We start from the raw sequence: 25857 nt of genomic DNA, 5'->3' as shown, positions 1-25857 counted from the left end.
AGTGACGAGCGTCCGAGACCGATCGAGCGACACCGCCGGGGCCGCCCAGGCACCTGAGCGGCGGCCGTTCCGCGCCGACATCCAGGGCCTCCGCGCGCTCGCCGTCGTGCTCGTCGTGGTCAACCACGCCGTCGCCCCGCTCGTCCCCGGCGGCTACGTGGGCGTCGACGTGTTCTTCGTCATCTCCGGCTTCCTCATCAGCGGTCATCTCGTGGAGAGTCTCGAACGCACCGGGCGCATCTCGTTCGTCCGGTTCTATGCCGCCCGCGCTCGACGCATCCTGCCGGCGGCGCTCGTGACCATCGCCGCCACCTCGATCGCGGCGTTCGTGCTCGTCTCGCCCCTCCGGATCGTGCAGATCCTGCAGGACGCGATCGCCTCGGCCCTCTACGTGCCGAACATCGTGTTCGCGATCCGGCAGACGGACTACCTCGCCGGCACGGAGCCGTCGCCGTTCCAGCACTTCTGGTCGCTCGGTGTTGAAGAGCAGTTCTACCTCGTCTGGCCCGTACTGCTTCTCGGCGCCTTCGTGCTCGGTCGGCGGTCGATCCGTGTTCTCCTTTTCGTGATCGGCGTGATCACCGCTGCCTCCCTCCTCGCGAGCATCGTGACCACCCCGGAGTCGCCGTCGCTCGCCTTCTTCTCGCCGTGGACGCGCGCCTGGGAGTTCGGGGTCGGCGCGCTCGTGGCCGGTGGGGCCTCCCTCCTCGGCCGGGTGCCCCCGTGGATCGGACTGGTGCTCGGCTGGGCGGGACTCGGGATGATCGTGGCCGCGGCGACGACCTACACGGCGGACCTCGACTACCCGGGAGCGGCAGCACTGCTGCCGGTCGTGGGGACGGCTCTCGTCATCGCATCCGGCGGCCCTGCCGTCTCGCGCTGGAGCGCCGCACGGCTGCTCGCGCTGCGCCCGATGCAGGTCGTGGGTGCCATCTCGTACTCCCTCTACCTCGTGCACTGGCCGATCCTCGTGCTCGCCCACGAGCGCATCGGTCTCGACGAGCCCCTCCCGGTGCCGCTCGCCGTCGGTCTGGCCGTGGCGTCGGTCCCCGCGGCGTGGATCCTGTATCGCCTCGTCGAGACGCCCCTGCGGTCGACACGATCGAGCGGACGTCGCGTGATGGCCGCCTCCACAGTCGTCTCCCTCGTGCTCGTCGGCGGGCTCGTAAGCGGTAGCGCGGCAGCCGCCCAGATGCCGCTCGCCACGACTCAGACGGTGCCGCGGACCCCGGTCACGGAGATGCCGACGGGGACCGACATCGTCCCCGCGAATCTCTCACCCGACCTCCGCTCGGCCGTCGCCGACACGGGCGCGGTGTACACGGACGGGTGCCAGCAGAACCTCCGCGAGTCCGAGGTGATCTCGTGCGCGTTCGGCGACCTCGAGGCGTCTCGGACGATCGCGCTCTTCGGCGACTCCCACGCCGGCCGCTGGTTCCCGGCCCTCGAGAAGGCCGCTGAGGCCCTCGGCTACCGCCTCGAGACGTACACGAAGTCGGGCTGCCGCACCGAGGAGACGGCCGCGGCATGGTCGGGTTCGAAGAACGAATCCTGCTCCGCGTGGAGGGACGCGGCCGTCGAGGAGCTCGCCGCGAACCCGCCAGACGTGATCCTCCTCGCCAACCACCTCGGTCCCACTCCCGGGCGGGACGCCCAGATCCAGCGCGACGACTGGGTCGACGGGTTGTCCTCCCTCTACGACCGCCTGCCCGCCTCGAGCCTCGTCGTCAGCCTGGCCGATACGCCGGAGTTCGAGAGCTCGCCCGTTGTCTGTCTCTCCTCTCACCTCGACGACGCCGAGGCGTGCGCCATCCCGCGGTCGAAGGCGTTCAATCCGGCCATCCGGGAGGCGCAGCAGATCGTCGCCGACGATCGCGGGGGAGCTGTCGTCGACCTCTCCGATTACTTCTGCAACGCCTCCACCTGCCCAGCCATCATCGGTGCGACGCTCGTCTACTCGGACGAACACCACGTGACGGCCACGTTCTCCCGTTCGCTCGCCCGGGCGCTCGAGGAGCGGCTCGTCCCGGTTCTCGCCGGCGCCGGATGACGAGGGATCGCGCGCGGACGGCCAGTACCGCACTCGCGGCAGGCGTCCTGGTGCTCCTCGCGGGGTGCGCCCCTGAGCCCGCCGCGGACGTCGGAATCCCGTCGACCCGCTACGACGGAGTGCGCCTGGTCCGCGATGTCGGCGTCGGGGGATCCGACGGGGTCCTCCTCGACGTGTGTCTTCCCCAGGACGCGGAACCCGGATCGCCGACGATCCTCTCCGTCCACGGAGGCGGTTGGCGTGGCGGCGACAAAGCCCAGCCGCAGTGGCGCGACGTGTGCGAGTGGCTTGCGAGCGAGGGGTACGTGGTCTTCCAGCCGAACTACAGTCTCGCGCCCGATCACCCGTTTCCCGCGGCGCTCGACGACCTCGAGACGGTGCTCGACTGGATCTCCGGCGACGCGCAGGTGGAGCGTTTCGGGCACGATCCGTCCCGCCTCGGGGCCTTCGGTGATTCCGCGGGCGGCAACCTCGTGGCCCTCCTCGCAACGGACGGCGGGCAGGGGGCGGACGAGCCGATCGACGCCGTCGTCGAGCTGAGCGCCCCGCTCGACCTCACGCGGGAGGGCATCGCCCGGGGCGACCTCGACGCCGGTTTCCAGCGGGTGCAGCTCGACTACCTCGGCTGCGCTTCCTACGACGACTGTCCGGCGGCGCGAGCGGCCTCGCCGATGTACGAGGTGGACTCGTCCGACCCGCCCTTCTTCGTCGTCGCTGCGACGGACGACTTCATCCCCGTGGAGCAGGCCGACGACTTCGTCGGTCTCCTCACCGCCGCGACCGTCGACGTGGAGTACGTCCGGGTCGAGAGCGACGAACACGCTCTCGCGCTCCTCGACGACGACCTGCGAGAGCGGATCGTCGCGTGGCTCGACGAACATCTCGACGACTGATCTGCACCGCGTGTCGGATCAGCCCACGGGGAAGGGTGCGGCAGCGCCCGTGGGCTCCGTCACTGTGAAGCGCGAGATGTCCTCGGACGTCTCGCCGTCGATCGCGAGCTCGGCGAGCACACGACCGATCGTGGGTGTGAACTTGAAGGCGTGCCCCGCGCCGAGGGCGACGATGACGTCGGGGTGCTCGTCGAGCGGGCCGATGATGAAGCGTCGGTTCTCCGTGAGGGCGTACTGACAGGTGACGGTGCGGAGCGGCTCGCCCGCCTGCGGGATGGTCGCGGACACGAAGTCCGTCAGCTGTTCGAGGAGTGCGCGAGACGGGGTGAAGGTCCGGTCCTCCGGCGACATGAGGTTCTCCGACACGTCCCGAGCGGCCTTGATGGTGGGCTCCCCATAGGTGGGGAAGCCGTAGTAGCACTGCACGTCCTCCCAGATCCACACCGGGAACCGCGAGCGATCGAAGACGCCAGGGTCGGTCGGGGCGAAGTAGGTGACCTGCTCCTGCATGACCGTCAGCGGGATCTCCGCACCCAGGGGAGCGAGCAGACGATTGGTCCAGGCGTCGGCCGCGACGACGACCTTCCGAGCGCGCACGTCACCGGTGGAGGTGCGGACGATCACGCCGTCGTGGTCCGGGCTCAGGCTCTCCACGGTGGTGCGGTCGCGGAGGACGGCGCCGAGGGCGCGGGCATGCATCTGCAGCGTCGCCACCGTCCGTGCTGCATGGGCGATGCCCGAGTCCGCGGTGTAGATGGCGCGGACGTTCGCGGGGATCGAGAACTGCGGGAACCGCTCGTGCACCTCGGTGTTCGAGAGCATCTCGAACGGGACGCCCGTCTCGGTGAGGCTCTCGACGAAGTCGTCGATCGAATGGGGCCCGTCGTCGGGGAAGAAGACGATCCCTCCCGTGATGTCGAGGAGGCGCTCGCCGGTGGCCGCCTCAAGATCTGCCCAGTCCCGGTAGGCGGATTGGGCGAGCCGCACGTACTCGGCGGCTCCGTAGGACGTGCGGACGATGCGCGAGGTGTCGTGGGAGGCGCCGCGCACGTGTCCGAGCTCGAACTGCTCGAGACCGACGACGTGCGCCCCCTTCCGCGCGAGGTGGTAGGCGGCGGCGCTTCCGAGCGCGCCCAGGCCGACGACGGCGACGTCGAATGTCTCCATGCGGTGCTATTCCCTTTCAGATGGTGCGGTAGCGGAGCGAGGTGTCAGAGCACCTTCGCGAGGAAGGAGCGGGTGCGCTCGTGGGTCGGGGCCCCGAGGACCTGCGCCGGCGGACCCGATTCGACGACGACACCGCCGTCCATGAAGGTGACCGTGTCGGCGACCTCGCGCGCGAACCCGATCTCGTGGGTCACGACGATCATCGTCATCCCGTCGTCGGCGAGCCCGCGCATGACATCGAGCACCTCACCGACGAGCTCCGGGTCGAGCGCCGAGGTGGGCTCGTCGAAGAGCATGAGCTTCGGCCGCATGGCGAGTGCACGGGCGATGGCGACGCGCTGCTGCTGCCCGCCGGAGAGCGAGCGGGGATACGCGGCGGCCTTGTCGGCGAGGCCCACGACGGAGAGGAGATCGAGCGCCCGTTCCCTCGCCACGCGCGGAGTCTCACGGCGGACACCGACAGGCGCCTCCATGAGGTTCTGGAGGACCGTCATGTGCGGGAAGAGGTTGAACGACTGGAACACCATGCCGATGTCGGCGCGCCTGGTGGCGATCTCCGCGTCTCGCAACTCGTGGAGCCTGTCGCCCTGACGGCGGTACCCGACGAGCTCTCCCGCGACGCTGATCGTGCCGGCGTCGATCTTCTCGAGGTGGTTGATGCATCGCAGGAAGGTGCTCTTGCCGGAGCCCGACGGCCCGAGGAGGCACATCACCTCGCCGGTGCGCACGGTCATGTCGATGCCGCGCACGACACGGTTGCCGCCGTAGGACTTGTGCACCCCGATCGCCTCCACGAGGACGGGCGCCTGATCGATCGTCACGAGTCGTTCCTTCCCGCCGGCTGTGCCGCCGCTCGTGTCGCCGACAGGGTCTCCGTCGGCTCGTCCGCCGAGGGCCGCGCGGCGGCGGTGTGTCTCGGAACGAGACCACGGGATATCGCGCCGAGGAGCGTGCGGTCGGTGCGTCGTGCGTCGCCTCTCGAGAAGTGGCGTTCCAGGTAGTACTGGCCAACGCTCAGCACGGTCGTGAGGAGGAGGTACCAGAGGCTCACGGTGATGAGCAGGGGGATGACCTGGTAGGTGCGGGAGTAGATCGCCTGCGCCTGCCAGAGCAGCTCGGGGATCGCGATGACGCTCACGAGCGATGTGGTCTTGAGCATCGAGATCGTCTCGTTGCCCGTCGGCGGGATGATGACCCGCATCGCCTGCGGCAGGACGATGCGACGGAAGGTCTGCGACCTCTTCATCCCGAGTGCGTGCGCCGCGTCGGTCTGGCCGCTGTCCACCGATTGGAGTCCCGCACGGACGATCTCCGACATGTACGCCCCCTCGTTGAGTCCGAGTCCGAGCACTGCGGCCATGAATGGGGTGATGAGGACGTTCGTGCTCTCGGTGAACAGCGTGGGGCCGAACGGGATGCCGAGCGACACGACGGGGTACAACGCGGCGAGATTGAACCAGAAGATGAGCTGGACGAGAAGGGGAGTGCCACGGAAGAACGCGACGTAGCCCGACGCCGCCGTCGACACCACGACGTTCGAGGACTCGCGGGCGAGCGCCATGAGGACGCCGATGGCGACGCCGAGGACCATCGCGATGACGGTCAGCCACACCGTGGTGACGAGCCCGGCGAGGATCTGCGCGTTCAGGACGTACGAGAACACCAGCTCCCACTGGTAGCGGGGATTCGTGAGGAGTGAGACCGCCACGAGTGCCGCCGCCAGCAGGACGAGCGCCGTGGCGACCCACTGGCCGTAGCGCCGCACCGGGACGACCCGGGGAGCGAAGCTCTGAGATGCGGGCGCCGACGCGATCACCTCTCCCTCCGCGTCATCGTGCGTCATTCGTGAGGATCTCCGACGTCTCGATCGCGCCGCTCGTGACGCCCCACTTCGACAGGATCTCGCCGTAGGTACCGTCGTCGATCAGCACGTTCACGGCTGCGGCGATGGCCGCGGTGAGATCCGAACCCTGAGGGAACGTGAAGCCCCACGTGCTCGGGTCGTAGGTCTCCTGGAGGACCTCGAGCGAACCCTCGGAGCGGTCGGCGACGTAGGAGAGCGGTCCGTAGTCGGACATGCTCGCGTCGGCACGGCCGGAGGTGAGCGCGAGGGTCGCATCCGGCTGGGTCGGGAAGACCGAGATCTCGATCGGCTCCTCGCCGGCCTCCGTGCACTCGTCGTCGAACACGGGCATGTACTCGTCGGCGTAGACGGTGCCCTGTTGGACGGCGATGCGGCGTCCGCACATCGAGTCGAGATCGATCCCGAGAGGGTTGCCCGTCGGCACGATGAGCGAGGTCCCGCCGGAGAAGTACGTCACGTAGTCGACGACCGCGAGCCGTTCGTCGGTGACGCTCATCGCGCCGTTCGCCATGTCGACGCGTTCCGATTGCAGGGAGGGGATCATGGCGTCGAAACCGACGTCCTCGTGCTCCACGTCGACGCCGAGGACGTCTCCGACCGCGAGAAGGAGCTCGATGTCGTTGCCTGTGAGGGTCTCGCCATCGTCGGCGAGGAGGAAATGGGGCGCGTACCCGGGGCCGCCGGCCGCATGGATGACGCCGGCCTCGGCGATGTCGGCCGGGAGGAGGTCCGCCGCCTCCTGGTCGAAGGTCCCGGCGATGAAGTCGGAGCCGATCGTCTCGGCGGGTACCGGTGCGGCGCCGGAGTCCGATGGTGCCACCGAGCTGCACCCGGTGAGGACGACGAGGACGGCGCTGACGGCGGCGCCCACCGCCGCAGCGGACGAGCATCGGGATCGGAGCGGACGAGTGACTGGAGCGGGGACGGTCATGGAGGGTCTCCTCGAGCGAGATGGCGGTGCGACGGGGGATGTGGCGCTGTCTCTTCCGACCGGTCTCGGTTCGCCGGTGGGGTGCGGTCACTCTAGGGAGCGCGTCGTTCGAGCCTGTTACAGTCCTCGTAACCCGCAAATCAACTGCCACAGAATTGCGCGATTTCCGAGGAGGATCCGATGACGTCGTCGGTCGAAGTCGCCTTCCGCGTGCTCCGCATCGTCGCCGAGAGGACCGATCCCACCTCACCGATGGGCACGGGGGCGATCGGACGCGCTCTCGGGTGGAGCGCGAGCAGCGCGTCCCGCTCGTGCGCGGCCCTCGCTCGCGTCGGCCTGCTCGCTCCTGGTGAGGTCTACGGTTCCTACCGTCTCGGCCGCGAGGCCATCCGATTGTCGGGCCGTGCGGCCGCCCGGGTCGCTCTCCCCGTCCGCTATGCGCTGACGATCGCGGCACAGACCACGGGGGAGACGGCCTGCGTGGCCGCACGATCGGGCGACACCCTCCACGTCGTGGCCTCCGTCGGCTCCGAGTGGACGCTCCACGCCGCAGCGGACGTCGGCGAGCCGGTCGCCGATGGGAGCGCGATCGCTCGCGCGAACGCCGGCGAAGTGGGGTCGTCCGCCACCCACCCGCGCATCGTCGAGTCGCGGACGGAGCGCGTCGTCGAAGTCGCCTCAGCCGTCCTCGGTCCCGACGGCGAGTGCGTCGCCGTCGTCGCCGTCCGCCTGCCGCTCAACCGCTCGACGGGGGGTGTTCCTCGCGCCCGTCGCGCCGTCGACGCCGCACGGCGGCGTATCGAGACCATGATCGCGGAGGGCGCAGGGGAGCCTCACCCGCATCCCGTGGCCGTGGCCGTCGGGGGCACCGACGTCGAGTCGCCCACGTCGGCACTCGACGCGGCCGTGCGTGTGCTCGGACATCTGGCGGACGGCCACGACTCGCTCTCCGGAACCGCCCGGTCGGTCGGGCTTCGCACAGAGCGCGTCCAGCGCCTGGTGACCGCTCTGGAACGGGCCGGCGTCGTATCGAGGCGGCTCGAGGGTGATGGCGTGGGCGTCTGCTGGGGCGTCCACGGCTGGCACCGCGCCGCGACGGCGCCGATCCTCACATCGGCGGGACGGCGGCTGGTGGCGCAGACGGCGACGGATGCCGGCGTCTACGGCTTCATCACCGTGCTCAAGGGCATCAGGAGCTTCACCGTGGTCGAGGAGGTCGGTGAGCCGGACGGAGGACTCGTGATGATGCCGTGGCTCGGGCGACCCCACCCCGTGATCGGGTCAGACGGTGGACCGACGCTCGTGATGGAGTTCGAGCCGGCGGACCTCAGCGGTCTGCTCCGCAGGCGGCACTCGGAGCACGACCTCTCGCTCCTCATGGAGCGGATGCGCGTGGTCTCGCGAGACGGCGTCATCTCGATCGATTCTGACGACGACGCCGGTCTGCTCTCGGTGTCGGCACCCGTCCGAGACGCGAGCGGTGCCGTCGCGGCGGCAGCCTGTCTCACGGGGGCGACCGACGCGGCCCGGCCGCGACGGGCCGAGCTCGAGCTCGCGACCCGCGACCTCGCGACCCGCCTGTCGGATCTGCTCGGCGGCTGAATCTCCGGCCGTTCCTTGCCCGTGTCGGTGGACGATGGCATCGTGAGGTCATGGCGATCGAGGTGCGGCCGGCCACGGTGTTCGACGACGTGAAGACGATGGTGGGTCCGAAGCGGCCCGACGCGAACGTCTGCTGGTGCCTCAGCTATCGCATTCCATCGACACTCAACCGGACGCTCGTCGGACCGGAACGCGGCCGTCTCGTCGAGAAGCTCGTCGCCGAGGATCCTCCTCCCGGCGTCCTCGCCTACGACGGCGATGAGGTGGTCGGTTGGGCGGGCGTGCACCCGAGGGCGGACACCACGTTCGACCGCAATCGGAAGATCCCGCGCGTCGACGATCTCGACGTGTGGTCGCTCTGGTGCGTCCGTGTGCGACCGGGCCACCGGGGCCGCGGGATCGCGCATCACCTGCTGGCGGGAGCCGTCGACGTCGCCCGCTCCCACGGCGCCCCGGCGATCGAGGGCTACCCGGTGGACAACGGCGGGAAGAGGGTGGACCTGACGATGGCCTACGTGGGTACGCGAGCGCTCTTCGAAGCCGCCGGCTTCGAGAAGGCAGCCGACACGACGAGCGTCCTGAACGGCTTCCCCCGCGTGCTCATGAGGCTCGCCCTCGACTGACGGGATCCGCCATGGCGATCGATCGGAAGAGGACTCTCGACGCATATCGGGCGAGGTCCGGAGAGTTCCGCCTGCTCGACGTGCCGCCGATGACCTACCTGAGAGTGGAGGGCGCGGGCGACCCGAACACGTCAGAATCGTACGCTGCCGCGCTCGCCGCGCTGTACCCCGTGGCCTACGCCCTCAAGTTCGGCGTGCGCAGCGCCACCGGCGAGGATCACGTGGTCATGCCGCTCGAGGCCCTCTGGTGGGCCGACGACATGGCGTCCTTCACCACGGCCCGTGACAAGGCGCGATGGAACTGGGCCGCGATGATCCTCGTCCCGGACACCGTGTCGCCGACGATGTTCGCCGAAGCGGTCGCGTCCGTGGCGCGGAAGAAGGCCCCAGCGCGCATCGGTGACGTCCGACTGGCGTGCCTCGACGAGGGACAGTGCGTGCAGACCCTTCACGTCGGCTCGTACGACGACGAGGCGCCGACTCTCGCGGCGCTGCACGACCGCTTCCTGCCCGAACACGGGCTCCGACCGACCGGACGCCATCACGAGATCTATCTCAGCGATCCGAGGCGGGTCGAACCGGCGCGATTGCGTACGATCCTGCGACAACCCGTCGCCCCCGCCTGACGGACGCTCGTCAGCCCCGCGCCCACTCCACGAGACGATCCGCCGGCCACGTCGTGATGATGCGGTCGGCGGGTACGCCCACCCGCTCGGCCCGCTCGGCGCCGTAGGCGAGGTAGTCGAGCTGTCCCGGCGCGTGGGCGTCCGTGTCGATACTGAAGAGGCAGCCGGCCTCGAGTGCGAGGGCGATGAGGTCGTCAGGCGGGTCCTGGCGTTCGGGGCGCGAGTTGATCTCGACCGCCACGTCGTTCTGCGCGCACGCGGCGAAGACGGCCTCGGCGTCGAACTCGGATGGCGGTCGCGTCCCGCGGGATCCCTGCACGAGCCGCCCGGTGCAGTGGCCGAGGATGTTCGTCCGCGGCGTGCGGATCGCTCCGAGCATGCGCTCCGTCATGGTCGCGCGGTCGGCGCGCAGCTTCGAATGCACGCTCGCGACGACGATGTCGAGGCGGTCGAGCATCTCGGGCGTCTGGTCGAGCTCGCCCGATTCGAGGATGTCGACCTCGATGCCCGCGAGGAGTCGGACGGGTCCTCCGGCGGCGTTGAGCCCGTCGATCACATCGAGTTGCTCGCTCAGCCTCTCGACGCTGAGGCCGTTCGCGATCGTCAGGTTCGGCGAGTGATCGGTGAGGGCGATGTACTCGCGGCCCAGCATCGCCGCGCCGTGGAGCAGCTGCTCGATCGTGGAGCCGCCGTCGGACCACTCGCTGTGCGCGTGGAGGTCGCCACGGAGGGCCGCGAGGAGCTCGGCTCCGCCCGAGGCGAGCGGCTCGGTGTTGCGCGCGCGGAGGTCGGCGAGGTAGTCGGGGACGTCCCCGACTACGGCTTGCGTGATGACCTCGGCTGTCCGTCCGCCGATGCCCTTCATGTTCCTCAGCCGCCCGGAGGTGGCGCGGTCGGCGAGCTCCTTCTCGGAGAGCGGCCCGATGATCGCGGCGGCCTTGCGGAACGCGGCCACCTTGAACGACGGGGCCGAGGACCGCTCCAGCCAGAACCCGATCTCATTGAGGGCGTCGACGGCGAGCATGGGTCCATTGTGCCCGTCGGTCGGCTCACGTGCTCGGGGTTGTGGCGCCCTGGGGAAGACGATCCGACGGCGCACCGGGGCGGCTGCGGCCGATGTCGGTGGTCGGTTCTACCGTGGAGCCATGGACATCAGGAACTGCCCCGAATGCGGCGAGGACACGATGAGCGCGGGTCTCGCCTCCTGGCCCGGTATCGACGCACCCGTCGAGGTCACCCGCTGCGCGAGCGACGAGTGCGACTGGGTCACCATCGACGACGAACTCGAGGTCGTCGTCGCGCGCCAGCACTCGCTCGCGGCCTGACCTGCCCCAAGGGGCTCAGCCGTCGCTCACGCCGGCAGCGATGCCTCGATGAGTGCCACGATCTGAGGGTCGTCCGGCTCCGTCGAGGGGCGGAAGCGGTGCACGGTGCCATCGGCGGTCACGAGGAACTTCTCGAAGTTCCAGGTCACGCGACCAGCCTTCCCGTTCGCGTCCGGCGTCTTCTTGAGGGCGTCGTAGAGAGGGTGGGCCGAGCGGCCGTTCACCTTCACCTTGTCGAACATCGGGAACGTGACGCCCCACGTCATGGAGCAGTACTCCTTGATCTTCTCGGTGTCCGAGAGTTCCTGCAGGAACTGGTTGCTGGGGAATCCGAGCACCGTGAATCCGCGGTCACCGTAGGTCTTCTGGAGGGCTTCGAGCTTCTCGTACTGCGGAGCGAGTCCGCAGCGCGACGCCACGTTGACGATGAGCTTGACGGGAGCGAACTCCGAAAGCGTCGTGGTTGCTCCGTCGATCGTGGTGATCGGAATGGTGGACAGGTCCTCGGTCATGGTCTGCCTTTCCTGGCGTCCTGGATGAGGGTCACGCTACGCCGACGCGCTGCACGCCCGCTGCACATCGAAGGTGCGGCGGGCGTGCAGCGGGTGGTGCGACGGATCAGGAGACGAGGGACGCCTCGATCGTCGCGATGTCGTCAGCCGAGAGCTCGAGCTCGGCGGCTGCCGCACTGTCGGTGATCGATGCCGGGCGCGACGAGCCGGGGATCGGAACCACGGTGGAGGCGATCGACAGCTCCCACGCGAGCGTCACCTGCTGCGGGCTCACGCCGTGGCGGTCGGCGACCTCGGCGAACGCTGCGTGGTGGTCGGCCAGCTCGGCGGCGTTCGAGATGCCTCCGAGCGGGCTCCACGGCAGGAACGCGAGGCCGAGGGCCGCGCTGTGTTCGAGCTCGGAACGGCTCGACAGGAACCGCGGCGAGAACTGGTTCTGCACCGAGACGAGCTTCCCTCCGAGGATCGAGTGCGCCTCGTCGATCTGCTCGACGGTCGCGTTCGAGATTCCGGCCTGCTCGATGATGCCGTCGTCGAGCAGCTGCACGAGGGCTCCGATCGAGTCGGCGTAGGGCACCTCGGGGTCCGGACGGTGGAACTGGTACAGCCCGATCGCGTCGCCACCGAGGCGCGCGAGCGAGGCCTTGGCCGCCTCGACGAGGTACTCGGGGTGTCCGTTCAGCGTCCACGAGCCGTCGCCGGGCCGCAGGTGGCCGCCCTTGGTGGCGACGAGGATGTGAGAGGTGTCGCGGCCGTAGCTCGCGAGGGCCTCGGCGATGAGCTCCTCGTTGTGTCCCACCTCGCCGGCGTCGCGGTGGTAGGAGTCGGCGGTGTCGATGAAGGTGATGCCGGCGTCGATCGCCGCGTGGATCGTGGCGATGGAGCGCTCGCGGTCGGGGCGTCCCTCGATCGACATGGGCATGCCGCCGAGACCGATGGCGCTGACGGAGCGGTTGCCGATGGTACGGGTTCTCATTGTTCTCCTTCGAAGAGGTCGTGAGCCCGACGATAGCCTCGTCGACCTCGTCGTACCTGGCCCTTTACAGGGCGACGTCGGCGCGCAAGCCGTCAGATGCCGTGTCGGCTGGACGCGAGGGCTCGTCGACCGTCAGAGTAGGAGGGCGCAGAGCGACGGAGCCGATGGAACGGATCGCGTCGCCCCACTCGATCCGGAAGGACCACGATGTCTTACGTCGCCGACCACGCCCGCTACGACGGCTCGATGCAGTACCGACGGACGGGACGATCCGGTCTCGATCTGCCGCTCCTCTCCCTCGGGTTCTGGCACAACTTCGGCGACGACCGGCCCCTCGAAACGCAGCGGGCCATCGTGCGTCGGGCCTTCGACCTCGGCATCACCCACTTCGACCTGGCGAACAACTATGGTCCGCCCTACGGGTCGGCCGAGCGGAACGTCGGCCGCATCCTCGCCGAGGACTTCGCCGCCTACCGCGACGAGCTCGTCATCTCCTCGAAAGCCGGCTGGGACATGTGGCCGGGGCCCTACGGCCAGGGCGGTGGCGGACGAAAGTACATGCTCGCGTCCCTCGACCAGTCGCTCGAACGGCTGGGTCTCGACTATGTCGACATCTTCTACTCCCACCGATTCGACCCCTCGACTCCGCTCGAGGAGACGGCCGCCGCACTCGACACCGCCGTCCGGCAGGGGAAGGCACTGTACGTGGGCATCTCCTCGTACGGCGCGGAGGACACCCGCACGATCGCTGGACTGCTGCGCGAACTCGGGACGCCACTGCTCATCCACCAGCCGTCCTATTCCATGCTGAACCGCTGGATCGAGACGGAGGGGCTCCTCGACGCCGCAGCCGAGGTGGGCGCCGGTGTGATCGGGTTCACCGCGCTCGCGCAGGGGCTCCTGACGCCGAAGTACCTCGACGGCGTGCCGGAGGGCTCGCGTGCCTCGAAGGGGACGTCCTTCGACACGTCCTGGCTCACGGATGAGGTGCTCGCCAACGTGCGCGCCCTCAACGACATCGCCGAGCGTCGGGGTCAGTCGCTCTCGCAGCTCGCCCTCGCGTGGGCTCTCCGCGACGAGCGCGTCACCTCTCTCGTCATCGGGGCCTCGTCGGTCGAGCAGCTCGAGCAGAACGTCGGGGCGCTCGACAACCTGGACTTCACGAGCGACGAACTCACCGAGATCGACCGCTTCGCGACCGATGGTGGCGTGGACCTCTGGAAGGGTGCGCGCGAGGGCACTCTCGGGTCGTGACGGCTCCCGCGCACCGCGGATCCCGTCGTCGCCGTCTCGGTGAGGCGATCGCCGTCCTTCCCGCGAGACTCGTCGGGGCGGTGCTCGGTGTCCTGACTGGCGCTCTCCGCCGCCTCCGGTCTCCTCGCCCGATCCACCGGACCGGCATCGTACTGGAGGGACGGATCGAGTCGACGGGACCTGCGCATCCGGAGGTGGAGCCGAGCGGCATCGCGTGGATCGACGCGACCGCCCCCGGTCGGGTCGAGGCACGGCTGTCGCGAGGCATCGGCGTCCCCGTCCCGGTTCCGGACGTCTGGGGTCTCGCCTTCCGTCAGGCCCTCGACACCGCGCGTCTCGGTGTTCCCGCATCGGGTGACGTCCTCCTCGCGACGGTCGCGGGATCGGGCGGGCTGGGACGCTTCGTCCCCGCCGTGCGGCTCTCGCCCTGGGGTGCGTCGTTCGGCTCCGTCATGCCCTATCGATCCACGCGAGGACCGGTGCTCGTGAGTGCCCGCACCGTCTCCGGCGCCCCGGCGTCGGCGACGACGGTCGGCCAGGCTCGGGAGCTGGGTCGGACGCCGTGGATACTGCAGCTGCTCTGGGCGACGCCGCGTGGACCGTGGCGGGTCTTCGCGACCCTGACCCTCTCAGCCGCCGACGGTGCGGCCGTCGACCGCGCGGATCTGCGATTCGATCCGCTCTCGTCCCCGCCGACGGGTGCCGGAACCTTCGCCTGGACCCGCGCCCTGCGGAAGCGCTCCTACCGGGCTGCCCGTCGCGACTGACGAGTTGCGTCGGCCGTGCCTCGGGCGTCGCGCTCGCGAGCTGTGAGGTAGAGCCGGTGCGCGGTGATGACCACGGCGAGCCACGCCGCTCCGAGGATCCAGGCGGCGAGCACGTCCGTGAACCAGTGGTGTCCGAGGAACACCCGACTGATTCCGATCGTCACGACGAAGACGGCCGCGACTCCGATGGTGAGGACGCGAGCGATGACCGTGGATTGACGCAGGATCAGAAGGTACGCCACGATCCCGGCGACGACCGTCGCGTTCAGCGTGTGGCCGGAGGGGAACGACGGCGAGTACTCGTACGGCGGCACGGCGTCCACCCGGTCGGGTCGCGACCGACCGATCAGCTGCTTGCCCGCGACGGTCATGAGCAGGGATCCGGCACCCGCGGCGACGATGAGGATCACCGGGGTCCACGAACGCCGACGGATGGCCAGGAACAGGAGGAAGGCGATGGCGACGACGGGCATCCCGACCTTGCCGGCGACGTCGGTGTACGCGGTCGCGACGGCGTCGAGCCCGGGGGAGCGCAGCCCGAGGGAAGCGTCGAGGAGTGGTTGATCGAGCAGCGCGACCCCGTCCGTCTCCGTCACGGCCTCGTACACCTCGGACACGATGTAGGTGAGCGTCGACGCGATCACGGCCCCTACGACGAGGAGGAGGATGAGGGTCTTGTTGGGCCCGAGGAGATGACTGATGCGGTGGACGAACGCGGCGACGAACTGCCCGAGAGGTGTGCGCCAGTCGGTCAACTCCTGATTGCCGACGCGTCGGTCGTTCTCCAGTTCGCCGCGGGGGCCGACGTCGTCGGGGTCGGGGGGACCCAGGATCTTCTTCTCGGCCATGTGACTCCTCGGTCTCGCTCGTGCAGATCGACGCTAGCGGTCACACGCGGTCGACGCTCGTCGGTGCGCGGGGATGGCGCTCAGGCTCGAGAGAGGGTAGGCACGCGGCCGCGCATTCGTGCAGATGGTGCTCGCCGTCCGTTCTCGTACCGGAGGATGGAGGGGTGACTGACTCCACCGAACCCACCGGCCGTATCGTTCTCGTCCGCCACGGCGAGACGGAATGGAGCCGATCCGGACGGCACACGGGCACGACCGACCTCCCCCTCACGGACATCGGGGAGCAGCAGGCCGCCCTCCTGCGGAGCGCGCTCGATCCGGCGGACTTCGGCCTCGTGCTCTCGAGTCCGCTCGGTCGCGCCCGACGAACGGCAGAACTCGCCGGATTCGCCGATCCCGTGATCGAGCCCGACCTCACGGAGTGGGATTACGGCGCGTACGAGGGCCGGACCACGGCGGACATCAGTGCGGAGCTCGGCCGGCCGTGGAACCTCTGGAGCGACGGGGTCCCGGCGGGCGCCACCCCCGGGGAGAGTGCGCACGACCTGCGCGGCCGGGCGGACGCCGTGCTCCGGCGGGCCCGCGCCGCGCTGCCGGACGGTGACGTGATCCTCTTCGCGCACGGACACATGCTGCGCGCCATCGCGATCGCCTGGGTGGCCCTCCCGCCCGACGCCGGGTCGATCTTCGCCCTGTCCACATCGACCCTCAGCGAGCTGGGGTTCGAGCACGGCCGGCCGGCGATCCGGAAGTGGAACGCACCGATCGTCCATTGACGACCCGGACGATCGACGGCGGGGACGGAGAAGGACCGTGCGGGGGATCAGGTTCCACACGGTCCGTTTCTCGTCAGAGGATCAGGCGCGTCCCTGCTCGCGACGCATCCGGAACCGGAGGGTGAGCGCGAGCGCGCCGAGTGCCGTCAGGGCGGCGGCCCAGATGGCCATACCGGTCATGCCGGGGTGCGCCCCCGAGTAGGCCAGTCCGTCACCCGGGTTGTCCGAGCCGTCACCGGGGCCGCCGGTACCGTCGCCGGGCGTGCCGGGCGTGCCGGGCGTTCCCGGGGTCGAGGGGCTCGGGCTGGGCGACGGGGATTCGGCGACCGGAACGATCGAGATCTCGTACTCGACCGTGACGTCCGGCTCCTCGCCGTTCGAGACGATCACCTCGAAGGTGTAGTCGCCCGGGGTGGTGGGGGTGCCGGAGATCGTGCCGTCTTCGTCGAGGACGAGGCCGGGCGGGAGGGTCCCGTCGGAGACGACGACGGTGGGGGTCGGTTCACCGTCTGCCGGGACCGTGAACTCGTAGGGGGTACCCACCGTGCCGTCCGGCGGGGTGTCGTCGCCGACGGTCGGGCTCGGGCTCGTGCCGACCTCGCCGTCCTCTCCGCACTCGTCCGGGATGACGATGTCGTTGCTCTGCAGCGTCACCGCGCCGACGCGGGCGAGGAGCCGGCCGTCGATGTCCGCCCCGGTGGTGACCGAGATCGACTGATCGGCGAGGATCGTTCCGACGAAGTCCGAGTCGGTGCCGAGCGTCGCCGAGCTGCCGACCTTCCAGAAGACGTTGCACGAGCTCGCGTCGCCGTTGAAGACGATGTTGCTGGCAGTCGAGGTGATGAGCGTCTCGTCCGACTGGAAGACCCACACGGAGTCGGCGCCGCCCTCGAGGGTCAGGGTTCCCGTCAGGGACAGATTGACGCCGGAGTACACGCCGGGGACGAGCGACTGTCCACCGAGGTTGCCGAGCCCGATGCGGTTCGGGGAGAGTCCGGCGGCCGTGTTGTACGCCGTCGTGAGATCCTGTCGTGCCGTGGCGGCTGCCTCGTTGGCGACGTTGAGTGCTCCCGTGTAGCTTCCGCCGGTGGGGGGACCGGTGAAACCGGTGACCGCACTGCCGGGGCTCAGCCCCACGTCGCCACCGACAGTGGTCGGCCCGGTGTTCGTGATCGTGCTCGAGCCGAGGACGCCGTAGGACGCGGCCGTGCCGAGTCCGATCGGGCCGTCGATCGTCGTGGCCGCGTTCGCCGATGCGGCCGGCACGAGGGCGAGGCCGATGGCCGCGATCCCGAGTGCAGCCGTGAGGCGGAGCGAGCGAGTGGTCGTGGTCGTCGGCATGGCCGTCCTCACAGAAGAGGCGCCCATGGATACCGAGGTGAGATCGCAGAGTGCTGCTCTGATGCTTGTCTATCAGCCAAACCGGCTGCGTCCTATGATTCGGCCGAACGGGGGGTCGACGTCGGGTCGACACGGCCTCCCACGCGCGCACGATAACGTGTCCATGTGAATGGGATGCTCGATCGTATCGGTGAGATCGCAGAGCTCTTCACGTGGCTCGGCCTGCTCATGGGTGTTCTCGTGCTCCTCGTGGCACTCGTCGTGCGACTCCTCGAGGGCCACTGGCTCACGGCGGATGCCGATACGGCCGAGATCGACGGCGACCTCCAGCTGACCTGGATCGCCGACGACGGTGAGGTGTACCGGCGTTTCCTCGAGCCCGACGAACGCGAGACGGTGGGCGCCGCGTCCCGCGTCACGGTGCACTACCGGAAGGGGCGGCCTCTCCGGGCGCATCTCGACAAGCGCACGCACGCATCCCGTGTGTTGCTGCTGCTCGGGACGATCCTCACGGGTGTCGGTGTGATCGCTCTCGTGGTCCAGCTCGTTGTCGTGGTCGGACAGGGCTGAGGGTCGAGTCGTCACAGCGCCTCGCGCGCCATCGCGCAACCCGTCGCGGGAATATCACACACGGGGGCAGAGTTGTCCATCATGACGGCCGACAGAGCGACGGCCGTCCAGGACGGGCCGGAACGTGCCCGCCCGGCACGTCGCGGGGCAGCGCAGCCCGAAGCACCATCGCTGAACCCGGAGAGGAGTGCGCCATGGGGAGAACCATCATTGAATTCGAAGACGAGCACGGAGTCGTGACTCGCTACCGTCGCCACGAGAACGGCAGGGGAAACGTCGCCACGTCGGCGAAGGTGGACCCGTCGACCCTCGTCGAGCCGACGGCCTACGTCGAGTCGGGAGCCCGGGTCGGACGCAGTGTCGTGGTGAGCGGCGGAAGCTGGATCGATCGCGACGCCGTGGTGCTCGACCACGCCATGATCGGCGCGGGCGTGCACGTGGGCGAGGGGGCCGTCATCGGTCGCGGAGCCGAGATCGGGAGCTTCTCGCGCATCGGTGCGGGAGCGACCATCGGCGACTTCGCGCGCCTCGCCAACGACTCCAAGGTGCCGGACGGCTCTGACGTGCCCGCCGGGCGTATCCCGCGGATGCTGCCACGGGCGCGATCCGCCGCCTGAGCGGACTGATCGCCACCCTCGTCGACAGGGCCGTCACGGAATCGTGACGGCCCTGTCGACGTGTTCGAAGACCATGCTCGTCCGCGTGGAGGCGACGAACGGGTGCGCCGACAGGTGCTCGAGCACGAAGTCGCGCACGTGCGCGCTGTCGCGAGCGGCGATGTGCAGGATGAAGTCCTCGGAACCTCCGAGGAAGAACAACTGGAGCACATCGGGCATCCGGCGCATCTCCGCGCTGAACTCCGCCATCCGGTGACGTGCACCCGATCGGACGCTCACACTGATGAGGGCCTGGAGACCGAGACCGAGGGCGGCCGGGTCGACTCGCGCCTCGAAGCCGGTGATGACCCCGCGGTCCACGAGGGACCGGACGCGGGCGAGGCACGTCGACGGTGCGATTCCTGCCAGCTCCGCCAACTGATTGTTGGGCGTCCGCGCATCGCGCTGCAGCTGGCGGACGATGACGGTATCCGTCTCGTCGAGCGGCCACGGCTCTCGGACGCGAACATTGTTCGTCGCCATTGCCCGTCCTCTCCCTCGCGCCGCATCGAGTTCGGCCGCAGTGGCCGACCATGACCGGATGTTCTGAGTTTACGTCCATCGATCGAATCTGTCGGCACAATTGCACGAAACGTGCGAACACCTTCGCCGAGACGAGGAGACACCCATGCGGGTCGGAGTGCCGACGGAGATCAAGAACAACGAGAACCGCGTAGCCGTCACACCGGCCGGGGTTCACGAATTCGTGCGACGGGGGCACGAGGTCCTCGTCCAGGCGGGAGCGGGCGTCGGCTCCTCCCTGTCGGACCAGGACTTCTCGGACGCCGGCGCAACGATCGTGCCCGCCGCTTCCGACGTCTGGGGCCAGGCGGATCTCCTCCTCAAAGTGAAGGAGCCGATCGAGGCCGAGTACGCGTCGATGCGTGCGGACCAGGTGCTCTTCACCTATCTCCACCTCGCGGCGTCGCGGCCGTGCACCGAGGCGATCATCGCGGCACGGACCACCGCGATCGCGTACGAGACCGTGCAGCTCCCGGATCGCAGCCTCCCGCTGCTCTCGCCCATGAGCGAGGTCGCCGGGCGCCTGTCCGCCCTCGTCGGCGCTTATCACCTCATGCGCTCGGCCGGTGGCCGCGGCACGCTCCTCGGAGGCGTGCCCGGCACCCCGAAGGCCTCGGTCGTCGTGATCGGCGGGGGAGTAGCCGGTGAGCACGCCGCCGCCAATGCTCTCGGCATGGGGGCGGACGTCACGATTGTCGACCTCTCGATCCCGCGGCTCCGTGATCTCGAACGACGGTTCCAGGGGGCCGTGCGTACGGCTGTCTCCTCGCACTACGAGATCGCGCGGCTCGTGAGGGACGCGGACCTCGTCGTCGGATCCGTCCTCATTCCGGGCGCCCAGGCACCCAAGCTCGTGACGGACGAGATGGTCGCGTCCATGAAGCCGGGCTCGGTGCTCGTCGACATCGCGATCGACCAGGGCGGATGCTTCGAGGGATCGAGGCCGACGACCCACGATGAGCCCACGTACCGCGTGCACGATTCCATCTACTACTGCGTCGCGAACATGCCGGGGGCCGTGCCGGAGACGTCGACCCGCGCCCTCACGAACGCGACGCTGCCGTATGCGCTGGCGCTCGCCGACAAGGGATGGCGGCGCGCCCTGGCCGAGGACGTCTCGCTCCGACGGGGCCTCAACGCCCACGACGGAGTGGTGACCAACTCCGGGGTCGCCGCCGCTCTCGGTCTCGACGACGTGTCCATCGAGACGATCCTCGACGGTGTCTCCCCGACGCCGGTTCTCGCCTAGCGGGGCGAGGCGGGTTCGGTCACGGCGGGCTCGGTCACGGAGCGGCGGGCTCCTCGGCCGATTCCTGCTCGGACTCGGCGAGGCGACGGCGCACGTCGTCCATGTCGAGGTCCTCGATCGCCGTGACGAGCTGCTCGAGCGCTGCCGGCGGGAGGGCCCCGGCTTGTGAGAAGACGAGGATGCCGTCGCGGAAGCCCATGAGGGTGGGGATCGAGCTGATCCCGGCCGCACCGGCCAAGCGCTGCTCCGCCTCCGTGTCGACCTTGCCGAAGACGACCTCCGGGTGTTTCTCCGACGCAGCCGTGAATGTGGGGGCGAACTGGCGACACGGGCCGCACCAGGCCGCCCAGAAGTCGACGAGAACGATCCCGTTCTCCTCGACGGTCGCGCCGAACGTCTCCTCGGTCAGGTCGATTGTCGCCATGTCTACTCTCCTCGTCCTCCGGATCGTCCGGTCGCCGTCGTGGGTGCCGCCCTCGGCGGCCGGGCGCCGAGCCGACGCGCGGATGTCCCGGCGTGCCGAAGCCGTCGAAAGGAGGAACAGCGGAGGGCCGCCAAGGATTCCCGGCACGCAGCGCCGGGTCTTCACAGGCTATGCGCCGAATGCCGACGTAGGCTGGAACCCGGTGCAAGGGACGTCGCACCAGGACCCGAAACGCGCGAAGGAGGCGATCCCACGGTGTACGACCTGCTGCCCGGCGGCCAGACCGTGTGGTTCCTCTTCATCGCTCTCATGCTGGCGATCCTCGTCGCCCTGTTCGGGCGGAGCCTCTGGCGGAGCTTCTCGAAGGAGGGTTCCGCACGCTTCGACATCACGGAGATCCCCGCCGACCTCCCGGGGAGCCGCGAGTTCATCGTGCGCGACGACAAGACGGGTTCCCTCCTGCAGTTCCTCATCGTTCAGGGACACGGCCGCATCGTGAGCGTCGAGGTCCCCGGGCGGCATCGGGGCACGGGCGTCGAACTCGAACTCTTCGAGGCGGGCATCGCGGTGGTTCCCGAGATCGCGTGGTGGACGTGGCCGCCGACCACGCCGGAAGGATCGGTCGCTCTCGTGGAACTCGCGCACCGCCGCCCCGAACTCACGTTCTGGGACGCGTCCGGCGCTCGCATCGTCTGACCGCTGTCGGCCGTGGCGGAGCCAGCGGACCTCCCGTCCGTCCGGCTAGGATGGACCCATGATGTTCGCGATCTCGCTCCTGTTGTTCCTGGCCGGAATGTACCTGTTCGCGCTCGCGTTCGTCGTGACGAGCTTCCAGGGCCTCATCTTCGTCGCCGGCATCCTCGTCATCAGCCTCGCGGTGTTCATTCCCGTACACATCCTGCGCAAGAGCTGACGGCGCGCGCTCTTCACGAGCGCCCATGCCCCGGACGACAGGCCGCCTCGGTGTCGTCGTCGTTCCGACGACGATCACACACCCCGGGGAGGTATCCTGAGCGCGTGATCGCCGACATCAAGAAACGCGCCCTGCACCGCATCCGCATCCTCGAGGGGCAGATGCGCGGCCTCGAGAAGATGGTCGAGAACGAGGACTACTGCATGGACATCATCACGCAGTCCCTCGCCATCCAAAAGTCGCTCGGGTCGCTCAACAAACTCCTTGTCGAGAATCATCTGCGCACTCACGTGACGTCGATGTTCGAGCAGGGGGGCGACGAGCGCGAGGCGGCGGTGGAGGAACTGCTCAAGGTGTTCGAGCTGTCGAACAACCGGGGCTCCTGACATCGGAAGACGTCAGGACGACGTGACACCCGGAGCACCGAGGATCGCCGTCGCCACCGTGGAGTGTGCCGACTCGGGGTCGGACGGATGGAACATCCCCGCCAGCACGTCACGGTAGAGCCGACTGAGCTCGTTGCTCGAGAAGTAGCTCGAGCCTCCGGACACGCGGATCGCCTGATCGACGACCGACCGGGCCGTCTCGGTGGCGCGCGTCTTGAGCCCGACGAGCGCGCGAAACCACTGCGAACCACGATCGACGCCGTCCTCGACGTCGCGGGCGACCGATTCGATCTGCGGCCAGAGCGCGTCGTGGGCGATGGCCGCATCGGCGATGCGCCACCGGATGTCGGGGTCGTCGGACAGGGGAGCGCCGGTGCGCTTCGATCGTCTCGCGGCCGCCGCCTCGGCCGCGAGCTCGAGTGCCCTCGCCCCGACGCCCGTGTAGACGGCGGCGACGAGCGTCTCGAAGCACGCGAAGATTCCGAACACGAGGGGGTCGGCGTTCGGGCCGGCATCGAGCCGTCTCAGCACGGCGCCGACCGGCGCGTGGGCTTCCTCGAGGACGGTCGTACGGCTCTGGCTCGCGCGCATTCCGAGCGTGTCCCAGTCGTCCTTCGTCGTGACGCCGTCGCGTCCGACGAACGCGTACACGACCTTCGGCGCGTCCGGTGAGACGGTGTCGAGGCCGGTGACGCCGAGACTCGTCCACGCGGGCGCGAGCGACGTGAAGATCTTGGTGCCGGAGAACGTGTAGCCGCCGTGCCCGTCCGGTGTCGCGACGGTGTCCGAGCCGAAGAGCACGAGGTCGTTGCCGGCCTCGCTGATGCCGAACGCGAGGATCTCCCCGGCGGACGCGCGTCGCTCGACCTCGTCGAGACCGAGGTCACCGCGCCGCCGGAGGAGTCGTGCGACGCCCGTCCACACGAGGTGCATGTTCACCGCGAGAGCGGTCGCCGGAGCCGCGGCTGCGAGACGTGACTGTGCTCGTGCGACGTCGAGGAGAGTCGCGTCGCGACCGCCCTGGTCCTCCGGCAGGAACGCGCGCAGGTAGCCGGCCGCGGCGAGCTCCTCGAGATCCTCCGCGAAGAACGCATTCTCCCGGTCGTAGCCGGCCGCGCGCTCGTGGATGCGGGCGAGCAGATCGTCGCTGAGCAGGTCGGTCATTCGTCGTCCTTCGTCGGGGTCGTCGGGGTAGAGGGGGTCGACGGTGTGGAGGGGGTCGAACGGGGACGCGGGGTCGACCCGGTCGAACGAGGAGCTGCCCGCTTCTTCGCAGGCGGCTTCCCGGCGGGCTTCGCTTCCGTCGTCGCTGTCTGCGTCGGTGTCTGCGTCGTCACTGGCACCGGCACCGGCTCCGGCTCCGCCGCCGCCGGCTCGGTCGGTGCGTCGATCGTCGCCGTCCGGGCCCTCGGGAGGGGAGGCCGCGGGGGTACGGCCGGAGCCGCCGGACCGACGGCGGCCGCGGCCGCGACCGGGACGGACGGAGCGGGGGCGAGGTCGGTGCGCGGCTGCGGGGTCGGCGTGGACGTTCCGGGCTGCGGCTGAGACGGATGTGCTGCGGGCCCGGGACCGCCGGCGCCCGTCCGCGGTGGACGGGGGCCGCCGGTGGAGCGCCGCCGCCGCGTCAGCCACCACACGACAGCCGCGATGAGGCCGAGGAGGACGAGCCAGGGGAGGAGAACCCCGAAGACGACCAGGAGGCCGGAGACGAAGGCGCCGAGGGAGGCGAACCCGAGCGCGAGTCCGCCCCAGAAGTCCCCAGGACCGGCCTCGCCGACCGCGCCGGGTACGCCGATCTGGACGGTGACGGTCGAGTACTCCACCTGGTCGGCGAGCGACTCCTGCTGGGCGGCGAGGCTGTCGCGCTCGGCCTGCCTGGTGGTCAGCTCCGACTCGATGGTGATGAGGTCGCTCGTCGAGGCGGCGTCGCCGAGGAGCGCCAGCAGCCGGTCGATCGACGCGTCCAACGCGCCGATGCGCGCGGTGATGTCCGTGACGGTGCCCGTGACGTCCCGTCGGTCGACGCTCGACCACACCACCGTCGCGAGCTCGGAGACGTCGGCGACGGCGCCGTCCAGCTCGTCGCTCGGGATCCGGAGCACGAGCTCGGCGGAGGCGGTGCCCGATCCGCTCGCGGGCGTGTCGTTGCGACGATCCACGCGGCCACCACTCGCTTCCGCGAGTTCCTGGACCTCGTCTGCGATCTCGATTGGATCGGCGTCGCTCAGCGAGATCGAGGCGGTCACGATCACGGATCGATCGACGTCCGCCGGGTCGCCACCATCGACGGAGCCGCCCGATCCCTCCTGCGTGAGCGGTTCGCCGGGGAGAGGCTGTCCCGGGGCGGGTTGGCCGGCGAGGCCGCCGGCGTCCGAAGCTCCCCCCTCGTTGGACGCGCACGAGGTGAGGGCCAGCGCCAGGGCGAGTGCCGCGACGATCGTCGCGGGGGTCCGGGATCGCATCATGCTGTCACTCTACGAGCGGGCGGCGGCGCGGGACCTCACGTCTTGCTCACGATCGTGTTCACCGCACCGCTCCGAAGAATCGTCGGTCAGGAGGGGCATGGAGAGCGTGGATCATCCGTCCGTTTCGTCGAAGGTCTCTGGAACCGAATGATTAGCGATCCTTCGATTCGACACCGGTGATTTCGCTGATCGTGCGAGTCCCCTACCGCTTGGCCCCAGTTCGGGAGTATCGTCGCCATACCGATTCGAGGGCCCCGAAACCCGAGGTCGGCTCCGTTTCGCCGGTTCCCCCGGACCGCGCGAAGCGCACAACAGGTCACACGCGTTCCCCGGACGCGTGACGCCCTGTCCCAGTTGTGGAGTCGCACCCTCCGCACCTGTTGAACCCGGACGACAGATGCCCTCAGGAGGCTAGTGCATGCCCATTTCCATTGATCGCGCCCACGGCGAACCCCTCAGACTCATGGTGATCGTCGGGAGCGTTCGCCCCGGCAGAGCCGGTCTCCCCGTCTCCCTCTGGGTGCACGACCGTGTCTCAGAGGTCGGCGGCTTCGACATCGATTTCGTGGATCTCGCGGAACTCGAACTGCCCTTCATGAACGAGCCGAACGACCCCAAGCTCGGCCAGTACCGCTACCGCCACACGCAGTCCTGGAGCCGCCGCGTCGAGGAGGCCGATGCCTTCGTCTTCGTGTCGCCCGAGTACAACCACTCGTACTCTCCCGCCCTCAAGAACGCCATCGACTACCTGTACCACGAGTGGTCGCGGAAGCCCGTGGGGTTCGTGAGCTACGGAGGAGTCGCAGGAGGAACGCGCGGTGTCGCGGGTCTTCTGCCGGTCCTCCACGGCCTCGGCCTCGTCCCGACGTCCGCCTCGGTGGAGATCCCCTTCACCCGGCGTCAGATCGACGACGGCTTCTTCACGCCGAGCGACCGCCAGTCGGCCGCCCTCGATTCGATGCTCATCGAGCTGAAGGATCTCGACCAGTCGCTCGCGCTCGTGCGGCGCGACGCGGTCATGATGCGCTGATCCGAATCGGATCGGCTGCATCGCAGCGGAACGGGAGGGGTCGCCGACATGGCGGCCCCTCCCGTTCGCCGTTCCCACCGGGCGACT

At 69.4% G+C, this 25857-nt stretch carries 29 protein-coding genes; 16 read left to right on the top strand and 13 right to left on the bottom strand.

Features of this window, described 5'->3' with window-relative positions; genetic code table 11:
* Window position 1: 1 nt before the first annotated feature.
* Together CLV49_RS00470 and CLV49_RS18230 are read left to right on the top strand one after the other, a co-directional pair.
* Complete coding sequence (locus CLV49_RS00470) at window positions 2–2050, top strand: acyltransferase family protein (protein WP_106561772.1); 2049 nt, start codon at window positions 2–4, stop codon at window positions 2048–2050.
* Window positions 2047–2943, top strand: a complete 897-nt coding sequence (locus CLV49_RS18230) for an alpha/beta hydrolase (protein ID WP_158261870.1) — start codon at window positions 2047–2049, stop codon at window positions 2941–2943. Before CLV49_RS00470 ends, CLV49_RS18230 begins: the two co-directional genes overlap by 4 nt.
* An 18-nt stretch (window positions 2944–2961) precedes the next feature.
* On the opposite strand, the gene solA is transcribed toward CLV49_RS18230, so the two are convergent.
* The 4 genes from solA to CLV49_RS00445 are packed head-to-tail and all read right to left on the bottom strand — an operon-like array spanning window position 2962 to window position 6845.
* Complete coding sequence (gene solA / locus CLV49_RS00460) at window positions 2962–4110, bottom strand: N-methyl-L-tryptophan oxidase (protein ID WP_106561771.1); 1149 nt, start codon at window positions 4108–4110, stop codon at window positions 2962–2964.
* A gap of 44 nt (window positions 4111–4154) precedes the next feature.
* Window positions 4155–4931: an amino acid ABC transporter ATP-binding protein gene (locus CLV49_RS00455; RefSeq protein WP_424977960.1), complete on the bottom strand. Its 777-nt coding sequence runs from the start codon at window positions 4929–4931 to the stop codon at window positions 4155–4157.
* On the bottom strand, window positions 4928–5953 hold the full coding sequence (locus CLV49_RS00450; RefSeq protein WP_106561770.1) for an amino acid ABC transporter permease: 1026 nt from the start codon (window positions 5951–5953) through the stop codon (window positions 4928–4930). The genes CLV49_RS00455 and CLV49_RS00450 overlap by 4 nt, the downstream gene beginning before the upstream one ends.
* Complete coding sequence (locus tag CLV49_RS00445) at window positions 5940–6845, bottom strand: ABC transporter substrate-binding protein (RefSeq protein ID WP_158261869.1); 906 nt, start codon at window positions 6843–6845, stop codon at window positions 5940–5942. Before CLV49_RS00445 ends, CLV49_RS00450 begins: the two co-directional genes overlap by 14 nt.
* A gap of 240 nt (window positions 6846–7085) precedes the next feature.
* Between CLV49_RS00445 and CLV49_RS00440 the strand changes: the two genes are divergently transcribed.
* Genes CLV49_RS00440 through CLV49_RS00430 form a run of 3 tightly spaced genes read left to right on the top strand, consistent with a single transcriptional unit; the run spans window position 7086 to window position 9756 of the window.
* Window positions 7086–8507 (top strand): helix-turn-helix domain-containing protein, encoded by a 1422-nt coding sequence (locus CLV49_RS00440; RefSeq protein ID WP_106561768.1) that lies wholly within the window; start codon window positions 7086–7088, stop codon window positions 8505–8507.
* 50 nt (window positions 8508–8557) lie between these two features.
* Entirely contained in the window at window positions 8558–9130 is a 573-nt protein-coding gene (locus CLV49_RS00435) for a GNAT family N-acetyltransferase (RefSeq protein WP_106561767.1), read from the top strand.
* 11 nt (window positions 9131–9141) lie between these two features.
* On the top strand, window positions 9142–9756 hold the full coding sequence (locus CLV49_RS00430; protein WP_106561766.1) for a GyrI-like domain-containing protein: 615 nt from the start codon (window positions 9142–9144) through the stop codon (window positions 9754–9756).
* Window positions 9757–9766: 10 nt separating this feature from the next.
* On the opposite strand, the gene CLV49_RS00425 is transcribed toward CLV49_RS00430, so the two are convergent.
* The gene (locus CLV49_RS00425) at window positions 9767–10780 is read right to left on the bottom strand and encodes a PHP domain-containing protein (protein ID WP_106561765.1); all 1014 of its coding nucleotides are present in this window, start codon (window positions 10778–10780) and stop codon (window positions 9767–9769) included.
* Between the two features lie 121 nt (window positions 10781–10901).
* Between CLV49_RS00425 and CLV49_RS00420 the strand changes: the two genes are divergently transcribed.
* Window positions 10902–11081 carry a hypothetical protein gene (locus CLV49_RS00420; protein ID WP_106561764.1) on the top strand — a complete coding sequence of 60 codons (180 nt, stop codon included), beginning with the start codon at window positions 10902–10904 and terminating at the stop codon, window positions 11079–11081.
* Window positions 11082–11107: 26 nt separating this feature from the next.
* Here the strand turns inward: CLV49_RS00420 and CLV49_RS00415 are convergent, their stop codons facing one another.
* Together CLV49_RS00415 and CLV49_RS00410 are read right to left on the bottom strand one after the other, a co-directional pair.
* A complete protein-coding gene (locus tag CLV49_RS00415) occupies window positions 11108–11593 on the bottom strand; it encodes a glutathione peroxidase (protein WP_106561763.1) in 486 nt (161 codons plus the stop codon).
* 106 nt (window positions 11594–11699) lie between these two features.
* Complete coding sequence (locus tag CLV49_RS00410; protein ID WP_106561762.1) at window positions 11700–12569, bottom strand: aldo/keto reductase; 870 nt, start codon at window positions 12567–12569, stop codon at window positions 11700–11702.
* 207 nt (window positions 12570–12776) lie between these two features.
* Between CLV49_RS00410 and mgrA the strand changes: the two genes are divergently transcribed.
* Together mgrA and CLV49_RS00400 are read left to right on the top strand one after the other, a co-directional pair.
* Complete coding sequence (gene mgrA, locus CLV49_RS00405) at window positions 12777–13823, top strand: L-glyceraldehyde 3-phosphate reductase (RefSeq protein WP_106561761.1); 1047 nt, start codon at window positions 12777–12779, stop codon at window positions 13821–13823.
* On the top strand, window positions 13820–14590 hold the full coding sequence (locus tag CLV49_RS00400; protein ID WP_243696491.1) for a hypothetical protein: 771 nt from the start codon (window positions 13820–13822) through the stop codon (window positions 14588–14590). Before mgrA ends, CLV49_RS00400 begins: the two co-directional genes overlap by 4 nt.
* Here the strand turns inward: CLV49_RS00400 and CLV49_RS00395 are convergent.
* On the bottom strand, window positions 14566–15438 hold the full coding sequence (locus CLV49_RS00395) for a phosphatase PAP2 family protein (protein WP_106561760.1): 873 nt from the start codon (window positions 15436–15438) through the stop codon (window positions 14566–14568). The genes CLV49_RS00400 and CLV49_RS00395 overlap by 25 nt on opposite strands.
* Window positions 15439–15602: 164 nt before the next feature.
* Here CLV49_RS00395 and CLV49_RS00390 point away from each other — a divergent pair, with 164 nt between their 5' ends.
* Entirely contained in the window at window positions 15603–16214 is a 612-nt protein-coding gene (locus CLV49_RS00390) for a histidine phosphatase family protein (RefSeq protein ID WP_106561759.1), read from the top strand.
* A gap of 81 nt (window positions 16215–16295) precedes the next feature.
* Here the strand turns inward: CLV49_RS00390 and CLV49_RS00385 are convergent, their stop codons facing one another.
* A complete protein-coding gene (locus CLV49_RS00385) occupies window positions 16296–17555 on the bottom strand; it encodes an ice-binding family protein (RefSeq protein WP_158261868.1) in 1260 nt (419 codons plus the stop codon).
* A gap of 174 nt (window positions 17556–17729) precedes the next feature.
* On the opposite strand from CLV49_RS00385, the gene CLV49_RS00380 reads away from it, so the two are divergent.
* Complete coding sequence (locus tag CLV49_RS00380) at window positions 17730–18125, top strand: hypothetical protein (protein WP_106561757.1); 396 nt, start codon at window positions 17730–17732, stop codon at window positions 18123–18125.
* Window positions 18126–18319: 194 nt separating this feature from the next.
* On the top strand, window positions 18320–18742 hold the full coding sequence (locus CLV49_RS00375; RefSeq protein ID WP_106561756.1) for a transferase: 423 nt from the start codon (window positions 18320–18322) through the stop codon (window positions 18740–18742).
* A 33-nt stretch (window positions 18743–18775) separates the two neighbouring features.
* Here the strand turns inward: CLV49_RS00375 and CLV49_RS00370 are convergent, their stop codons facing one another.
* Window positions 18776–19264 carry an Lrp/AsnC family transcriptional regulator gene (locus tag CLV49_RS00370; protein WP_106561755.1) on the bottom strand — a complete coding sequence of 163 codons (489 nt, stop codon included), beginning with the start codon at window positions 19262–19264 and terminating at the stop codon, window positions 18776–18778.
* Window positions 19265–19409: 145 nt separating this feature from the next.
* Here CLV49_RS00370 and ald point away from each other — a divergent pair, with 145 nt between their 5' ends.
* The gene (gene ald / locus CLV49_RS00365; RefSeq protein ID WP_106561754.1) at window positions 19410–20552 is read left to right on the top strand and encodes an alanine dehydrogenase; all 1143 of its coding nucleotides are present in this window, start codon (window positions 19410–19412) and stop codon (window positions 20550–20552) included.
* A 34-nt stretch (window positions 20553–20586) separates the two neighbouring features.
* On the opposite strand, the gene CLV49_RS00360 is transcribed toward ald, so the two are convergent.
* Entirely contained in the window at window positions 20587–20976 is a 390-nt protein-coding gene (locus CLV49_RS00360; RefSeq protein ID WP_106561753.1) for a thioredoxin family protein, read from the bottom strand.
* Window positions 20977–21231: 255 nt separating this feature from the next.
* On the opposite strand from CLV49_RS00360, the gene CLV49_RS00355 reads away from it, so the two are divergent.
* From CLV49_RS00355 to CLV49_RS00350, 3 genes are all read left to right on the top strand, one after another.
* Complete coding sequence (locus CLV49_RS00355) at window positions 21232–21672, top strand: hypothetical protein (protein ID WP_106561752.1); 441 nt, start codon at window positions 21232–21234, stop codon at window positions 21670–21672.
* Between the two features lie 58 nt (window positions 21673–21730).
* Complete coding sequence (locus CLV49_RS18225; protein ID WP_158261867.1) at window positions 21731–21889, top strand: hypothetical protein; 159 nt, start codon at window positions 21731–21733, stop codon at window positions 21887–21889.
* A gap of 104 nt (window positions 21890–21993) precedes the next feature.
* Window positions 21994–22275 (top strand): metal-sensitive transcriptional regulator, encoded by a 282-nt coding sequence (locus CLV49_RS00350; protein WP_106561751.1) that lies wholly within the window; start codon window positions 21994–21996, stop codon window positions 22273–22275.
* Between the two features lie 12 nt (window positions 22276–22287).
* Here CLV49_RS00350 and CLV49_RS00345 read toward each other — a convergent pair whose 3' ends face one another.
* Window positions 22288–23439, bottom strand: a complete 1152-nt coding sequence (locus CLV49_RS00345; RefSeq protein ID WP_106561750.1) for an acyl-CoA dehydrogenase family protein — start codon at window positions 23437–23439, stop codon at window positions 22288–22290.
* The gene (locus CLV49_RS00340; protein WP_106561749.1) at window positions 23436–24740 is read right to left on the bottom strand and encodes a DUF4349 domain-containing protein; all 1305 of its coding nucleotides are present in this window, start codon (window positions 24738–24740) and stop codon (window positions 23436–23438) included. Before CLV49_RS00340 ends, CLV49_RS00345 begins: the two co-directional genes overlap by 4 nt.
* A 418-nt stretch (window positions 24741–25158) precedes the next feature.
* On the opposite strand from CLV49_RS00340, the gene CLV49_RS00335 reads away from it, so the two are divergent.
* Window positions 25159–25770: an NADPH-dependent FMN reductase gene (locus tag CLV49_RS00335; RefSeq protein ID WP_106561748.1), complete on the top strand. Its 612-nt coding sequence runs from the start codon at window positions 25159–25161 to the stop codon at window positions 25768–25770.
* The last annotated feature ends 87 nt before the right edge of the window (window positions 25771–25857 follow it).

It is taken from the genome of Labedella gwakjiensis (assembly GCF_003014675.1).
Classification (GTDB): Bacteria; Actinomycetota; Actinomycetes; order Actinomycetales; family Microbacteriaceae; genus Labedella; species Labedella gwakjiensis.
The sequence above is the reverse complement of the archived record's forward strand: the minus strand, read 5'-3'. Positions and strand labels throughout refer to the sequence as shown.

Excerpts from the sequence above, each read along its gene's own strand:
- CLV49_RS00440 (WP_106561768.1), top strand. The coding sequence starts at position 7,086 with ATGACGTCGTCGGTCGAAGTCGCCTTCCGCGTGCTCCGCATCGTCGCC.
- CLV49_RS00425 (WP_106561765.1), bottom strand. The coding sequence starts at position 10,780 with ATGCTCGCCGTCGACGCCCTCAATGAGATCGGGTTCTGGCTGGAGCGG.
- CLV49_RS00410 (WP_106561762.1), bottom strand. The coding sequence starts at position 12,569 with ATGAGAACCCGTACCATCGGCAACCGCTCCGTCAGCGCCATCGGTCTC.
- CLV49_RS00335 (WP_106561748.1), top strand. The coding sequence starts at position 25,159 with ATGCCCATTTCCATTGATCGCGCCCACGGCGAACCCCTCAGACTCATG.
- CLV49_RS00340 (WP_106561749.1), bottom strand. The coding sequence starts at position 24,740 with ATGATGCGATCCCGGACCCCCGCGACGATCGTCGCGGCACTCGCCCTG.
- CLV49_RS00385 (WP_158261868.1), bottom strand. The coding sequence starts at position 17,555 with ATGCCGACGACCACGACCACTCGCTCGCTCCGCCTCACGGCTGCACTC.
- CLV49_RS00450 (WP_106561770.1), bottom strand. The coding sequence starts at position 5,953 with ATGACGCACGATGACGCGGAGGGAGAGGTGATCGCGTCGGCGCCCGCA.
- CLV49_RS00395 (WP_106561760.1), bottom strand. The coding sequence starts at position 15,438 with ATGGCCGAGAAGAAGATCCTGGGTCCCCCCGACCCCGACGACGTCGGC.
- CLV49_RS00345 (WP_106561750.1), bottom strand. The coding sequence starts at position 23,439 with ATGACCGACCTGCTCAGCGACGATCTGCTCGCCCGCATCCACGAGCGC.
- CLV49_RS00415 (WP_106561763.1), bottom strand. The coding sequence starts at position 11,593 with ATGACCGAGGACCTGTCCACCATTCCGATCACCACGATCGACGGAGCA.
- solA (WP_106561771.1), bottom strand. The coding sequence starts at position 4,110 with ATGGAGACATTCGACGTCGCCGTCGTCGGCCTGGGCGCGCTCGGAAGC.
- CLV49_RS00370 (WP_106561755.1), bottom strand. The coding sequence starts at position 19,264 with ATGGCGACGAACAATGTTCGCGTCCGAGAGCCGTGGCCGCTCGACGAG.
- CLV49_RS18225 (WP_158261867.1), top strand. The coding sequence starts at position 21,731 with ATGATGTTCGCGATCTCGCTCCTGTTGTTCCTGGCCGGAATGTACCTG.
- CLV49_RS00360 (WP_106561753.1), bottom strand. The coding sequence starts at position 20,976 with ATGGCGACAATCGACCTGACCGAGGAGACGTTCGGCGCGACCGTCGAG.
- CLV49_RS00420 (WP_106561764.1), top strand. The coding sequence starts at position 10,902 with ATGGACATCAGGAACTGCCCCGAATGCGGCGAGGACACGATGAGCGCG.
- mgrA (WP_106561761.1), top strand. The coding sequence starts at position 12,777 with ATGTCTTACGTCGCCGACCACGCCCGCTACGACGGCTCGATGCAGTAC.
- CLV49_RS18230 (WP_158261870.1), top strand. The coding sequence starts at position 2,047 with ATGACGAGGGATCGCGCGCGGACGGCCAGTACCGCACTCGCGGCAGGC.
- CLV49_RS00435 (WP_106561767.1), top strand. The coding sequence starts at position 8,558 with ATGGCGATCGAGGTGCGGCCGGCCACGGTGTTCGACGACGTGAAGACG.
- CLV49_RS00430 (WP_106561766.1), top strand. The coding sequence starts at position 9,142 with ATGGCGATCGATCGGAAGAGGACTCTCGACGCATATCGGGCGAGGTCC.
- CLV49_RS00380 (WP_106561757.1), top strand. The coding sequence starts at position 17,730 with ATGCTCGATCGTATCGGTGAGATCGCAGAGCTCTTCACGTGGCTCGGC.
- ald (WP_106561754.1), top strand. The coding sequence starts at position 19,410 with ATGCGGGTCGGAGTGCCGACGGAGATCAAGAACAACGAGAACCGCGTA.
- CLV49_RS00375 (WP_106561756.1), top strand. The coding sequence starts at position 18,320 with ATGGGGAGAACCATCATTGAATTCGAAGACGAGCACGGAGTCGTGACT.